Source organism: Pseudideonella sakaiensis (genome assembly GCF_048320135.1).
Taxonomy (GTDB): Bacteria; Pseudomonadota; Gammaproteobacteria; order Burkholderiales; family Burkholderiaceae_C; genus Ideonella_A; species Ideonella_A sakaiensis_A.
On the sequence record NZ_CP182947.1, the window covers coordinates 3,064,040 to 3,077,625 of the forward strand.

The window sequence follows — 13,586 nt, forward strand, 5'->3', positions numbered from 1 at the left end:
CAACCTTAGTCGGGTGAGGCGTCAAAGTTATAGGGTCAAGTGACTAAGTGCATGTGGTGGATGCCTTGGCGATTACAGGCGACGAAGGACGTGATAGCCTGCGATAAGCTTCGGGGAGCTGGCAAATTAGCTTTGATCCGGAGATTTCCGAATGGGGAAACCCACCTCGCAAGAGGTAACGCATGGTGAATACATAGCCATGCGTGGCGAACCGGGTGAACTGAAACATCTCAGTAGCTCGAGGAAAAGACATCAACCGAGATTCCGAAAGTAGTGGCGAGCGAAATCGGAACAGCCTTGCACGTTTTAGCACCTCTCATATCAAAGCGGAATGGAAAGTCCGGCCATAGTGGGTGATAGCCCCGTATGAAAAATGTAGGGTGTGGAACTAGGCGTGCGACAAGTAGGGCGGGACACGTGTAATCCTGTCTGAATATGGGGGGACCATCCTCCAAGGCTAAATACTCGTAATCGACCGATAGTGAACCAGTACCGTGAGGGAAAGGCGAAAAGAACCCCGGGAGGGGAGTGAAATAGATCCTGAAACCGCATGCATACAAACAGTCGGAGCCTGGAAACGGGTGACGGCGTACCTTTTGTATAATGGGTCAGCGACTTACATTCAGTGGCAAGGTTAACCGAATAGGGAAGCCGTAGAGAAATCGAGTCCGAATAGGGCGTTCAGTCGCTGGGTGTAGACCCGAAACCAAGTGATCTATCCATGGCCAGGATGAAGGTGCCGTAACAGGTACTGGAGGTCCGAACCGACTAGTGTTGCAAAACTAGCGGATGAGCTGTGGATAGGGGTGAAAGGCTAAACAAACTTGGAAATAGCTGGTTCTCTCCGAAAACTATTTAGGTAGTGCCTCAAGTATTACCGTCGGGGGTAGAGCACTGTTATGGCTAGGGGGTCATGGCGACTTACCAAACCATTGCAAACTCCGAATACCGATGAGTACAGCTTGGGAGACAGTGCACCGGGTGCTAACGTCCGGACACAAGAGGGAAACAACCCAGACCGCCAGCTAAGGTCCCCAAAATTGGCTAAGTGGGAAACGAAGTGGGAAGGCTAAAACAGTCAGGATGTTGGCTTAGAAGCAGCCATCATTTAAAGAAAGCGTAATAGCTCACTGATCGAGTCGTCCTGCGCGGAAGATGTAACGGGGCTAAGCCAGTTACCGAAGCTGCGGATGTGCGCGCAAGCGTACGTGGTAGGAGAGCGTTCTGTACGCCTGTGAAGGTGGCTTGTGAAGGCTGCTGGAGGTATCAGAAGTGCGAATGCTGACATGAGTAGCGTTAAAGGGGGTGAAAAGCCCCCTCGCCGAAAGCGCAAGGTTTCCTACGCAACGTTCATCGGCGTAGGGTGAGTCGGCCCCTAAGGCGAGGCAGAGATGCGTAGCTGATGGGAAACAGGTCAATATTCCTGTACCGATGTGTAGTGCGATGTGGGGACGGAGAAGGTTAGCTCAGCCGGGTGTTGGATGTCCCGGTTCAAGCGTGTAGTCATACCCTTTAGGCAAATCCGGAGGGTTTAGATGAGGCGTGATAACGAGGCGGCTTGCCGCTGAAGTGAGTAATACCCTGCTTCCAGGAAAAGCCACTAAGCTTCAGCTACACACGACCGTACCGCAAACCGACACTGGTGCGCGAGATGAGTATTCTAAGGCGCTTGAGAGAACTCTGGAGAAGGAACTCGGCAAATTGACACCGTAACTTCGGAAGAAGGTGTGCCTTTAGTCAGTGAACCATTTACTTGGGGAGCTAAATGAGGCCGCAGAGAATCGGTGGCTGCGACTGTTTATTAAAAACACAGCACTCTGCAAAGACGAAAGTCGACGTATAGGGTGTGACGCCTGCCCGGTGCTGGAAGATTAAATGATGGGGTGCAAGCTCTTGACTGAAGTCCCAGTAAACGGCGGCCGTAACTATAACGGTCCTAAGGTAGCGAAATTCCTTGTCGGGTAAGTTCCGACCTGCACGAATGGCGTAACGATGGCCACACTGTCTCCTCCAGAGACTCAGCGAAGTTGAAATGTTTGTGATGATGCAATCTCCCCGCGGAAAGACGGAAAGACCCCATGAACCTTTACTGTAGCTTTACATTGGACTTTGAACAGATCTGTGTAGGATAGGTGGGAGGCTTTGAAGCGGTGCCGCTAGGTGTCGTGGAGCCAACCTTGAAATACCACCCTGGTGTGTTTGAGGTTCTAACCTTGGCCCGTTATCCGGGTTGGGGACAGTGTATGGTGGGCAGTTTGACTGGGGCGGTCTCCTCCCAAAGCGTAACGGAGGAGTTCGAAGGTACGCTAAATACGGTCGGAAATCGTGTTGATAGTGCATTGGCATAAGCGTGCTTGACTGCGAGACTGACAAGTCGAGCAGGTACGAAAGTAGGACAAAGTGATCCGGTGGTTCTGTATGGAAGGGCCATCGCTCAACGGATAAAAGGTACTCTGGGGATAACAGGCTGATACCGCCCAAGAGTTCATATCGACGGCGGTGTTTGGCACCTCGATGTCGGCTCATCTCATCCTGGGGCTGTAGCCGGTCCCAAGGGTATGGCTGTTCGCCATTTAAAGAGGTACGTGAGCTGGGTTTAAAACGTCGTGAGACAGTTTGGTCCCTATCTTCCGTGGGCGCTGCAAGATTGAGAGAGCCTGCTCCTAGTACGAGAGGACCGGAGTGGACGCACCTCTGGTGTATCGGTTGTCACGCCAGTGGCATTGCCGAGTAGCTATGTGCGGAAGAGATAACCGCTGAAAGCATCTAAGCGGGAAACTCGTCTCAAGATAAGTCTTGCCGGGGCCTTGAGCCCCCTGAAGAGTCGTTCGAGACCAGGACGTTGATAGGCCGGGTGTGGAAGCGTAGTAATACGTTAAGCTAACCGGTACTAATTGCTCGTGAGGCTTGACCCTATAACTTTGACTTAAGACTGATCGGCTTCACCGCCGACAGCCGTCAAAGACCGGGTACAACACGTTATCCGAATCTTCAAGAATCGGCGACGCAATCAAAATCTGATACAGACTCTATGAATTGGCTGCAACGCTCGCCTCACAGCGGCGCGGCAGCAACCAGTTATGCCTGATGACCATAGCAAGGTGGTACCACTCCTTCCCATCCCGAACAGGACAGTGAAACGCCTTAGCGCCGATGATAGTGCGGATTCCCGTGTGAAAGTAGGTCATCGTCAGGCTATTAATCGAATACCCCCGATCCATTGCTGGTTCGGGGGTTTTTTCGTTTTTCAGGGCAACATTTCGATCAGCGTGTCCGATTGAAACGGCGGCTCGGCGGCATCGAGTTCGTCGGCAAGTCGACGTTCCTGCTGGTCGATGCGCTCGAGGAAATCATTGGCGCCGCGCATGGCACGGAACGCCTCGAAACCGGCTTCGAGAAATTTCTGCAGTTCGCTGAGGCCAGCGGCCTTGGCCGGGCCGCGCATCATGCGCAGGCTGTGCCGGATCAATGGGTTGCGGGTCAGCCGGTCGAGGCGTTTGCCGATGTCGACGCTCAGGTCGATCTGGCGCCGCCGCAAATTCGCTTCGCCGGTTGCCTGCCAGGCCCGCACGTAGGCCGCGCGATCGAGTGGAGCGTCTTCGCTGATGTGGGTCGCCATCCGCGTGTCGAGGTGCTCGGAGATCGCGTGCAATTCGGCAAGCGCCGCCACGGTATCAATTACATCTGCGGGAAACAGTTTGACCATTGCCGGAACAACCCGTGCAAATTGATCGTCGCGGTTGCTGAAATCCTCGGGGCCATACAAGTGCTCGAGAAAAAAAGTCGAGGCCTCGCAGTAGCGAGGGCTCTCGAGCAGTGCCGAATGCGAACGCGCAAAACGTTGGTGCTGGTAACTCTTGACGTCACGCACGCGGGCGCCGAGCGTGGGTTCGTGCGCACGCTGGTGGCGCTCCTGTTCGACCCGGTGCAGATGCGCCAGGATCTGGTCAGCGCTGCTGCGGCTGGCGGACATGGCTGGCGACTCGCTGCATGACGGGCAAATTGGCTCCTCGTGGTTGGTGGGCCGGCGCAACTTTCTCTTCACTACACTGTACGTCGTGCTTGCCAGACTGCAACAACTGACGACGATCGGGCTGATCAGCGCAGCCATCGCATGGGCCTTGTTCGGCCTCGCGACGAATCGACCCTATCTCGGGATCGGCGGCGCGTTGCTGATCCTGTTCGGCTATGCGGTGGTGCTGGGCATCGAATTTGGGCTGATGCAGGCAGCCAATCGAACCGACCCGCAGGGTGCAGCCAGTCTTTCCGAACTGGCGTCCGCGTGGGTTGGCGAAGTGGTCAGCGCAGCGAAGGTGTTTTGCTGGCGGCAGCCCTTCCGCTCCACCGCAATCCCGGACTGCCTCGATGGCGCGCCTGGCCAGCGCGGCCTCGTGCTGGCTCATGGCTTCGTCTGCAACCGCGGCTTGTGGAACGGCTGGTATCCGAAACTCGCGGCGCGCGGCATCCCCTACATCGCAGTCAATCTCGAACCGGTCTTCGGTCAGATCGATGACTATGCCGACCACCTGGAAGCAGCCGTCGTCGCGATGCAGCAACGCACTGGATTGGCTCCGGTAATCGTTGCCCACAGCATGGGTGGCCTGGCGACTCGGGCGTGGTTGCGCACCCGCAAGGCGATGGCAGCCACCAGCGTCCACCATGTGATCACGCTGGGGTCGCCGCATGCGGGCACCGCACTTGCCCGTTTCGGCTTCAGTTCGAATTCGCGGCAGATGTTGCCGACCGGGCCGTGGCTCGGCGGACTGGCCAAATACGAGTCATCGGTCGCGATGCCGAGGTTTACCTGCCTGTTCAGCAACTGCGACAACATCGTCTTCCCGGCCAGCGCCGCGGTGCTGCCGAATGCAGAGGCCGTTCACATCGCGGCCTGTGCACATGTACAGATGGTCGACCACCCGAGAGCGTTCGAGGAGGTCATGCGCTGGCTGGTGCGCGATGCGTCGGCGCGTGACGAGCGGACACCTGAAGCCGGCCCGGTCGCCGGCTCCGCTGGCCTGAAGTAGACGACGACCGCGACGCGCAGCGCGTCAGCGCTCGATATCGGCCAACAGATCGGAAACTGCCGCTGGCGACAGCTGCAGCAGATCGGACAGTTCCGCGATGTCGTCAGGCAGCGCCGGGTTGTCCCACGAGCGCGCGCTGTGCCGCGCGACGCGAACGGCGAGCAACACCGTGCGTATGCTCGGATGGTCGGCATGTTTGTCGTCGCTGACGCGGATCAGCAATTCCGGCAGCCGCCAGTGCCGCATCAGGGATTGCTGAAGTTCGCCGAGCTCGACATTCAACAGTTCACGCTGGATGTCGGCCGACCGCCGGCAAGGATGGGCATCGCGCTCGGCCTGCATCCGCAATGCAAGCGTCGGCGCGTGAACCCACAGCAGCATTTCTGCAAAGTCGTGCAGCAATGCGGCCTGGTGGATGACCGGCGTGTCGTCGTCAAGCCGGTGGACAGCAAACGCCAGCGCAAAGTCCGCTGCGCGGCGGCCGCGGCTGACAACTTCCTGCAGTCCGGCCAGCGCCAGCGGGTTGCCTGCCAGGTGATCCTCGGCCAGCGCCTGCTCGCGGAAATCACGGAAAAACGGCGAGATGCCCATCATCACCAGTGCGGCGGTGACGGTTTCCGGGTCGGTGAGCTGGCGTGCGCTGCGGCGTGCCGATGCATGCGCCATCAGCTTCAGCGTCATCAGCGGGTCGGTGGCGATCAGTTCGCCGAGCAGATTGGCATCAACCGCATCCTCGTTCTCACGCAATGCCTCGATTGCCTCGGCGGTATCCGAGCGCACCGGAATCTGCGCTGCGGCAAACCATGCCGTCCACGCCTGCAGGTCCGGCAAGGGCCGGTCCAGTTTTGTTCCAGCGGCAGGAAGGGCAAGAGACGACATCGGCGGACGCTGCAAACGAGAGGGAGATCGCTATGCTGCGATATCGGCATTCCGCCGCGGCGCTGTAGTGCGCACCGTCGCGCACGCAGCCTGATCAACTGGAGTCCATGATGAGCACCACCTCGAACAAGGGCACCTCGGAACCGGCAGTCATGCCGCGCCTCGGTCTTGGCACCTGGCGCATCGGGGAGCGCGCCAGCCAGCGCGGCGCCGAGTGCGCGGCGGTCAGGCTGGCGATCGAACTGGGTTACCGGTTGATCGACACCGCCGAGATGTATGGCGAAGGCGGTGCCGAATCGGTGGTCGGCGAGGCGCTCGGCGGTGCCATTGCCGAGCGCGTCGTCGACCGCGACGAGATGGTCCTGGTCAGCAAGGTCTATCCGCACAATGCGAGCCGTCGCGGGGTGGTCGACGCTTGTCGGCGCAGTCTCGAGCGGATGCAGGTCGAGCATCTGGACCTGTACCTGCTGCACTGGCGTGGTGACCACCCGCTCGCCGAAACAATCGAAGGCTTCGAGCGATTGCGCGCCGATGGCCTGATTCGCCGTTGGGGAGTCAGCAATTTCGACACTTCCGACATGGCCGAGCTGCTGTCATTGCCCGGCGGCCGCGGGTGCGCCACCAACCAGATCTATTTTTCGCTGGCCGAACGCGGCCCGGCATTCAGCCTGCTGCCGTGGATGCGCGAGCGCGGCATTGGCGCAATGGCCTACAGTCCGATCGACCAGGGCGCGCTGGCGTCGTCGGATCGGCTGATGCCGATCGCGGAACGCCTGGGCGTCACGGCCGCCCAGCTGGCGCTGGCATGGGTGCTTGCGCAGCCGGACGTGGTTGCGATTCCGAAAGCGGTACAGCGGCAGCACCTGCGCGACAACCTGGCCGCGGCCGAGCTGAAGTTGTCGCGCAGCGACCTCGACGAACTCGATCGGATCTTCCCGCCGCCGGCACGCAAACGGCCGTTGGCGATGATCTGATCGTTCACAGCCGGCGCACGCCGTCCAGCCAGCCGACCAGCCTGCCGTCGACATACAACGCGCCTTCCGGTGCGCCGCTCTCGGCATGGAACTCGATCTGCAGGTGGTGCTTGCTGGCCGATGATTCGTCTGCCGCAGCGAGCCGTTGCGCGAGCTTGTCGAGCATCACGCTGGCAGCGCGCAAAGCCCATGCGGCAACGAGGCGCGCGTGGCGCGGCGGATGATGCGGGGCTTCGGCACTTGGCCAGCCCAAGGGTTTGATGCGGTCCATTGTTGTCTTTCTTTGCGCATTCCGGCCCCGGAATGCATGGGTTTCGGATCTGGGACGACGGCCGCTCGGCCTTGTCAGGCCTGGCGGGTCTGCTCGATCAGTCGACGCAGTTCGCGTTTTCCGCGTTGGCGTTGGCTGTCGAGGTGGCTTCGATGGGCGCCTGCGGCACGCGAACGGGCTGGCACGACCAGCGGATTGCGCGGCGGGCGTCGGGGCACAGTGATGCTCAGCTTCATGGTTTGCTCCGTTAACCGGTTCGGAACACGACCTGAACACACTGGTGCCGGCGATGGCGGGATGCGATGTTTCGACTGCACCCACATGTCCCGGAGGTCGGATCGACGGCGGAACCGTTCGGCGTCGATTGCGCAAATGATAAAGATTAAATTATCTTGCGCAAGCAAATTTGCTCAAATTGTTGCAGCCGAAATACGACAGCTGGCGTGGCGTCGCGCCATCACCCCGAAGCGACGCGCCCAGCGGTCGCTGCTCAGCGCTTGTTTTTCAGCGGCGCGACACCCGCCCGGGTCCTCGCCCACAGTTCGTCGGCGTTGTCGGCCGGTGCTGCGGGTGCGCTGCGCGGCGCTGGCGGCGCGGTGGCTGGCGTCAGCACTTCGCCGAGCAGGTCGAGCAAGCGGGTCTTTGCGCGCTGCGGGTGGCGGCGGTAATAGGTCAGCACCAGGCCGACGATGAATCGTTCGTCGTCATCCTGCGGCAGGTTGTCGTTGCGCGAGTCGTCGCCGGCTCTCTGGCCGGATGCGGTTGCCGGACTGCCATGCGGCGCGGCGGGCGCGGCCGAGTCGGTTCCGGCGCCGTGCAGCTGATCCATCCAGCCGCGCGGCTTGCGGCAACGCTGCTCGAACTGCCGCGCCAGCCGTTCGCCGATCTGCCGCGACCGTCCCTTGATCTGGCTCCAGTAGCTCGGCTGGATATCGAGCTGTTCGGCGAACCGGCGCTCCAGGCCGCGCAGCGTCGCGGCATCGGGATGCTTGACGGTGGCGTGGACAAATTCGTCGAACAGCAGCAGCGCATTGTCCAGCCGGACTTGGGCAACATCGATGGCGCCAGGATTCATGCCGCAATGATAAAGCTTCGTTGATCCGGCGATATCTCGTCGCCGGATCACCCGACTGCGGCTGGGCACAATCGGGGTTTTTCGATGCCGCGCAGCCTGAGTGCGCCCGCCGTTGCCATGACCACCAGCCTAGGAACCCCGCTTTCGCCCCGTGCAACCCGAGTGATGCTGCTCGGCAGCGGTGAACTCGGCAAGGAGGTGCTGATTGCGCTGCAGCGCCTGGGCGTCGAGACGATTGCCGTCGACCGCTACGACAATGCACCGGGCCAGCAGGTCGCGCACCATGCGCGAACGATCACGATGAGTGATCCGGCCCAGCTGAAGGCGCTGATCGAGGCCGAGCGTCCCGCCCTGGTGGTGCCCGAAATCGAGGCGCTGGCGACGCCGATGCTCGAGGAACTCGAGGCCAGCGGCGTCGTCCGCGTGATCCCGACCGCGCGCGCCGCGCGGCTGACGATGGACCGCGAAGGCATCCGCCGGCTGGCCGCCGAGACACTCGGCCTGCCGACCAGTCCGTATGTCTTCTGCGACTCGCTGCAGGCGCTGCAGCAGGCGATCGACGGCGGTATCGGCTATCCGTGTTTCGTCAAGCCGGTGATGAGCAGCTCCGGCAAGGGCCAGAGCCGCATCGACTCGGCAGACCAGGTCGCCGCAGCCTGGCAACATGCGATGGCCGGCGGCCGCGTCAGCCATGGCCGGATCATCGTCGAGGGGATGATCGATTTCGACTACGAGATCACCCTGCTGACAGTCCGCGCACTCGATGCCGATGGCCGGGTGCAGACATCGTTCTGCGAACCGATCGGCCATCTGCAGCAGTCCGGAGACTATGTCGAAAGCTGGCAGCCGCAGCCGATGAGCGCGGCAGCATTGGCGCGGGCCCGCGAGATCGCCGCCGCGGTGACGGCCGACCTCGGGGGCCAGGGGCTGTTCGGCGTCGAACTGTTCGTCAAGGGCGACGAGGTCTGGTTCAGCGAGGTCAGCCCGCGCCCGCACGATACCGGCATGGTCACGATGGCGACCCAGTGGCAGAACGAGTTCGAGCTGCATGCACGGGCGATCCTCGGGCTGCCGGTCGACACCAGCCTGAAGACGCCCGGCGCCAGCGCAGTGATCTACGGCGGCGTCGACAGCCGCGGCGTCGTGTTCGACGGCGTCGCCAAGGCGCTGCAGGTGCCGCAGACCGACCTGCGCCTGTTCGGCAAGCCGGAAAGTTTTGTCAAGCGCAGGATGGGCGTGGCGCTCGCCCACCACGACGATGTCGATACTGCACGCAGCCGTGCGCGGCAGGCGGCGGCGTGTGTCGTCGCGCGCCCGGCCGACTGAAAACCGTCGCTACTGGAAAGCGACCTCGGCAAAACTGCGCAGCTTGCGGCTGTGCAGCTGGCCCGTGCCAGCTTCGCGCAGCAGTTCGAATGCGCGCAGGCCGATCCGCAGGTGCTGCTCGACGCGCTCGCGGTAGAACTGGTTGGCCATGCCCGGCAGCTTGATCTCGCCGTGCAGCGGCTTGTCGCTGACGCACAGCAGCGTGCCGTAGGGCACGCGGAAACGGAAGCCGTTGGCGGCGATCGTTGCGCTTTCCATGTCGAGCGCGACCGCCCGGCTCTGGCTGAAACGGCGCTCCGGATTGCTGGTCAGCGGGCCGAACGGCGCCAGTTCCCAGTTGCGGTTGTCGGTGCTGGCGACCGTTCCAGTACGCAGGATGCGTTTCAGTTCGTAGCCCTTCAGCTGCGTCACATCCTCCACCGCGGTCTCCAGCGCCACCTGGATCTCGGCCAGCGCCGGGATCGGCACCCACAGCGGCAGGTCCTCGTCGAGCACATGATCCTCGCGCACATAACCGTGCGCCAGCACATAGTCGCCAAGCGCCTGGGTGTTGCGCAGCCCGGCGCAGTGGCCGAGCATGATCCAGGCATGCGGCCGCAGCACCGCGATGTGGTCGGTGATCGTCTTCGCATTGGCCGGCCCGACGCCGATATTGACCATCGTGATGCCGCTGCCGTCGGCGCGTGTCAGGTGGTAGGCCGGCATCTGCGGCAGCCGCGGCGGCGCCACGCCGAGGTCGTCGCCCGGCTGCGCCGCGGCGCCGGCCGGCCGGCTGACGACATTGCCCGGTTCGATGAAGGCGTCGTAGCCGCTGTCGCTGCCGGCCGCGATCGCCTCGTGGCCAAGCCTGACAAATTCGTCGATATAGAACTGGTAGTTCGTGAACAACACGAAATTCTGGAAATGTTCAGGCGCGGTGCCGGTGTAGTGGCGCAACCGATGCAGCGAATAGTCGACCCGCGGTGCGGTGAACAGCGACAGCGGCTGCGGCTCGCCGGGGCCCGGGTCGTGGGTGCCATTCGCGATGCCGTCGTCCATCGCCGACAGGTTCGGCAGGTCGAACAGATCGCGCATCTGGATGCGCCGCGCCGCATCGAGCGAACCTTCGAGGTGGTCGTGCTCGGCGAGCGAAAAATGCACCGGGATCGGCTGGCTGCTGGTGCCGATCTCCAGCGGCACCTGGTGGTTGGCGAGCAGCAGCCTGAACTGCTCGCGGTAATAGGTGGCAAACAGATCGGGCCGGGTCAGCGTGGTCTCGAACGTCCCGCGTCCGGCAACAAAGCCGTAGCTCAGCCGCGAATCGGCGCGGGCAACGGTCGAGGTATGGACGCGGACGAACGGATAACAGGCGCGCACCGGCTGGTGCAGCGCCTCACCGCTGACGAAGGCGCGCAGCGCCTCGCGCAAATGGCCGATGCTGTTCTGGTAGATCGTCTGCACCTGCGCGAGCGCGGCGTCGGGATCGTCGAAAATGGCAGGTGCGAGGTAACTCGGGGCGGCAGGGAATTTCGAAAGCATGGGATTCCTGTAAGCAAGCTCCATTCTCGCGCTTCTGGACAGGGCCATGCACCGGCACCGTTGCCGGCAGCGGCCCGCCATCACCGAGATCGCGATGACCATTTCCTCCACACCCGTCTCCGCCGAGCAGCGGCCACCGCGCCAGTCGGCCACCGTCGTCGTGGTTCGGGCCGGCACTGCCGGCAACACCGAAGTGCTGCTGCTGCGGCGTGCCGAACGTGGCGACCAGAACAGCGGCGCCTGGGTTTTTCCCGGCGGCCTGACCGATCCGCGCGATCGCGAGGCGCACGAACATGCCGACGGACTCGACGATGCGGCGGCCAGCCAGCGGCTCAAGCTGCCGTCAGGCGGGCTCGATTTCTACCTCGCCGCGGCGCGCGAGTGTTTCGAGGAATCGGGTTTGCTGATGGCCACGACACCGCTGCCGCCGGCCGACGTGCTTGCGCCGTGGCGCAGCGCATTGCAGCGCGGCGAGGCGGCGCTCGGCGACTTCTGCAAAACCACCGGGCTGCGGCTGGCGCTTGCCGACTTCGCCTACCTGAGCCACTGGCTGACGCCGGTTGGCCGGCCGAAACGCTTCGATACCCGGTTTTTTCTTGCCGTCGCGCCGTCGGAGCAGACCGTCGTCCACGACGGATCGGAAACGATCGACCACGTGTGGATCACGCCGGCCGAGGCACTGGCCCGTGGCGAGGCGCTGCGGATGCTGACGCCGACGCTGCACACCTTGCGCCTGCTGGCCAGCCATCCGACACTCGATTCGCTGCTTGCCTGGGCCCGACAGCCGCGCGAGATCGAGATGATCCTGCCGTGCCTCGGCGTCGACAGCCGCGGCCAGCGGCCGGTCACGCCGGACGAGCCGGCCTATGCCGAGGTGGCGCGGCTGGACCCGCAACGCAGCGGCAACGCCTGGTGTGAACTGGTGCCGGGCCGGGCGGTCCGCCTTTCCGAACGGCTGATCCGCGTCACCGCGAACAACGGCAGCATGATGACCGGGCCCGGCACCAACACCTATCTGGTCGGTGCGGCGGCCGGCGATGCGTCGGGTGGCGACTGGGCGGTGATCGATCCGGGGCCGGCCGACGCGGCCCATGTCGATGCGGTGCTGGCCGCCGCGCCGGGACCGATCCGTTTCATTTTCGTGACCCACACCCACATGGACCATTCGCCGGCGACGGCACTGCTGCGCGAGCGGACCGGTGCCATCGTGCACGGCCGCATTGCCGACCATCCGCAATGGCAGGATCGCGACTTCACGCCAGATGTCGCACTGCACGGCGGCGAACGTTTCGTGATCGGCTCGGGCGCTGGCGCGACGACGCTGACGGTGATCCACACGCCCGGGCATGCGTCGAACCACCTCTGTTATCTGCTCGAAGAGGAAAAGACGCTGCTGACCGGCGACCACGTGATGCAGAGTTCGACCGTCGTGATCAACCCGCCGGACGGCGACATGGCCGCCTATGTCGCCTCGCTGCGCCGGCTGGTCGATGAACTCGATCTCGAGTGGATTGCGCCTGGCCACGGTTTTCTGATGGACAAGCCGCGCGCGGCGATGCAGGCCATCATCGAGCACCGGCTGAAACGCGAGGCCAAGGTCTACGATGCGGTCGCCGCACTCGGCCCGGCAACCGGTGAGGTGCTGCTGGCCCGGGTTTATTCGGACGTGCCGCAACGGCTGCATGCGATGGCGATGCGCTCGCTGACCGCGCATTTGCTGAAACTCGAACACGATGGCCGCTGCCGGCGGGTCGATACGCGCTGGGCGGTTGTCGACTGAGCTGTGTGCGCAGGCGCTCGATCTGCGTACACTGACGACTGATTGATGCACTGCAACACGGCCATGATCGACGACCTTCAGGACCTGTTCGCCAACAACCGCCGCTGGGCCGACGCCACCGAGCAGCGCGAGCCCGGCTTTTTCCAGCGGCTGCTGAAGCAGCAGACGCCGCAATATTTGTGGATAGGCTGTGCCGACAGCCGCGTGCCGGCCAACGAACTGGTCGATCTGCTGCCGGGCGAACTGTTCGTCCACCGCAATGTCGCCAATGTCGTCGTGCAGTCGGATCTGAATGCGCTGTCGGTGATCCAGTTTGCGACCGACATGCTGAAGGTGCGCCACATCATCGTCGTCGGCCACTCCGGTTGCGGCGGCGTCAACGCGGCATTGAACGATGTGCGGATCGGTCTGGCCGACAACTGGCTGCGCCATGTGCAGGAGGTGCGGCGGCAGCATCAGCAGTGGCTGGACGGCGTCGATCCGGCGCACCGGGTCGATGCCTTGTGCGAACTGAATGTGATCGAGCAGGCGACCAATGTCTGCCGCACGACGATCGTGCAGGATGCCTGGGCGCGTCAGCAGCCCCTGGTCGTTCACGGCTGGTTCTACAAGCTGAGCAACGGCCTGCTCGAGGACCTGGGGCTGACGGTCGACGGCCCGGAAGCCATCGACGCGGCCCGAGAGCGTGCGCTCGAGCGCGTGAAGGCGCGTTATGCCGCAGCGCCGACGGGCTGAACAT

11 protein-coding genes and 2 rRNA genes are annotated in these 13,586 nt (G+C 62.8%); 7 read left to right on the top strand and 6 right to left on the bottom strand.

Annotation, left to right across the window (positions count from 1 at the left end):
* Positions 1-33 precede the first annotated feature (33 nt).
* Positions 34-2,915 (top strand): 23S ribosomal RNA (locus ACNH6H_RS13940).
* A 168-nt stretch (positions 2,916-3,083) separates the two neighbouring features.
* Positions 3,084-3,196 (top strand): 5S ribosomal RNA (gene rrf / locus ACNH6H_RS13945).
* 51 nt (positions 3,197-3,247) lie between these two features.
* Here the strand turns inward: rrf and ACNH6H_RS13950 are convergent.
* A complete protein-coding gene (locus tag ACNH6H_RS13950; protein WP_418318471.1) occupies positions 3,248-4,111 on the bottom strand; it encodes an FFLEELY motif protein in 864 nt (287 codons plus the stop codon).
* Between ACNH6H_RS13950 and ACNH6H_RS13955 the strand changes: the two genes are divergently transcribed.
* Complete coding sequence (locus tag ACNH6H_RS13955) at positions 4,059-5,024, top strand: esterase/lipase family protein (protein WP_418318472.1); 966 nt, start codon at positions 4,059-4,061, stop codon at positions 5,022-5,024. The two genes, ACNH6H_RS13950 and ACNH6H_RS13955, sit on opposite strands and share 53 nt — an antisense overlap.
* Before the next feature lie 24 nt (positions 5,025-5,048).
* Here the strand turns inward: ACNH6H_RS13955 and ACNH6H_RS13960 are convergent, their stop codons facing one another.
* Entirely contained in the window at positions 5,049-5,855 is an 807-nt protein-coding gene (locus ACNH6H_RS13960) for an HDOD domain-containing protein (RefSeq protein WP_418318473.1), read from the bottom strand.
* Positions 5,856-6,013: 158 nt separating this feature from the next.
* On the opposite strand from ACNH6H_RS13960, the gene ACNH6H_RS13965 reads away from it, so the two are divergent.
* The gene (locus tag ACNH6H_RS13965; RefSeq protein ID WP_418318475.1) at positions 6,014-6,877 is read left to right on the top strand and encodes an aldo/keto reductase; all 864 of its coding nucleotides are present in this window, start codon (positions 6,014-6,016) and stop codon (positions 6,875-6,877) included.
* Between the two features lie 4 nt (positions 6,878-6,881).
* Here ACNH6H_RS13965 and ACNH6H_RS13970 read toward each other — a convergent pair whose 3' ends face one another.
* From ACNH6H_RS13970 to ACNH6H_RS13980, 3 genes are all read right to left on the bottom strand, one after another.
* Positions 6,882-7,148, bottom strand: a complete 267-nt coding sequence (locus ACNH6H_RS13970; protein WP_418318476.1) for a hypothetical protein — start codon at positions 7,146-7,148, stop codon at positions 6,882-6,884.
* Between the two features lie 74 nt (positions 7,149-7,222).
* The gene (locus ACNH6H_RS13975) at positions 7,223-7,384 is read right to left on the bottom strand and encodes a hypothetical protein (protein ID WP_418318477.1); all 162 of its coding nucleotides are present in this window, start codon (positions 7,382-7,384) and stop codon (positions 7,223-7,225) included.
* A 254-nt stretch (positions 7,385-7,638) separates the two neighbouring features.
* Positions 7,639-8,223 carry a hypothetical protein gene (locus tag ACNH6H_RS13980; protein ID WP_418318479.1) on the bottom strand — a complete coding sequence of 195 codons (585 nt, stop codon included), beginning with the start codon at positions 8,221-8,223 and terminating at the stop codon, positions 7,639-7,641.
* Positions 8,224-8,340: 117 nt separating this feature from the next.
* Between ACNH6H_RS13980 and purT the strand changes: the two genes are divergently transcribed.
* Positions 8,341-9,549, top strand: a complete 1,209-nt coding sequence (gene purT / locus ACNH6H_RS13985; protein ID WP_418318480.1) for a formate-dependent phosphoribosylglycinamide formyltransferase — start codon at positions 8,341-8,343, stop codon at positions 9,547-9,549.
* A 9-nt stretch (positions 9,550-9,558) separates the two neighbouring features.
* On the opposite strand, the gene ACNH6H_RS13990 is transcribed toward purT, so the two are convergent.
* Positions 9,559-11,067 (bottom strand): AMP nucleosidase, encoded by a 1,509-nt coding sequence (locus tag ACNH6H_RS13990; RefSeq protein WP_418318481.1) that lies wholly within the window; start codon positions 11,065-11,067, stop codon positions 9,559-9,561.
* Positions 11,068-11,161: 94 nt separating this feature from the next.
* On the opposite strand from ACNH6H_RS13990, the gene ACNH6H_RS13995 reads away from it, so the two are divergent.
* Positions 11,162-12,847: an MBL fold metallo-hydrolase gene (locus ACNH6H_RS13995; protein WP_418318482.1), complete on the top strand. Its 1,686-nt coding sequence runs from the start codon at positions 11,162-11,164 to the stop codon at positions 12,845-12,847.
* Positions 12,848-12,910: 63 nt separating this feature from the next.
* The gene (can, locus tag ACNH6H_RS14000) at positions 12,911-13,582 is read left to right on the top strand and encodes a carbonate dehydratase (protein WP_418318483.1); all 672 of its coding nucleotides are present in this window, start codon (positions 12,911-12,913) and stop codon (positions 13,580-13,582) included.
* The last annotated feature ends 4 nt before the right edge of the window (positions 13,583-13,586 follow it).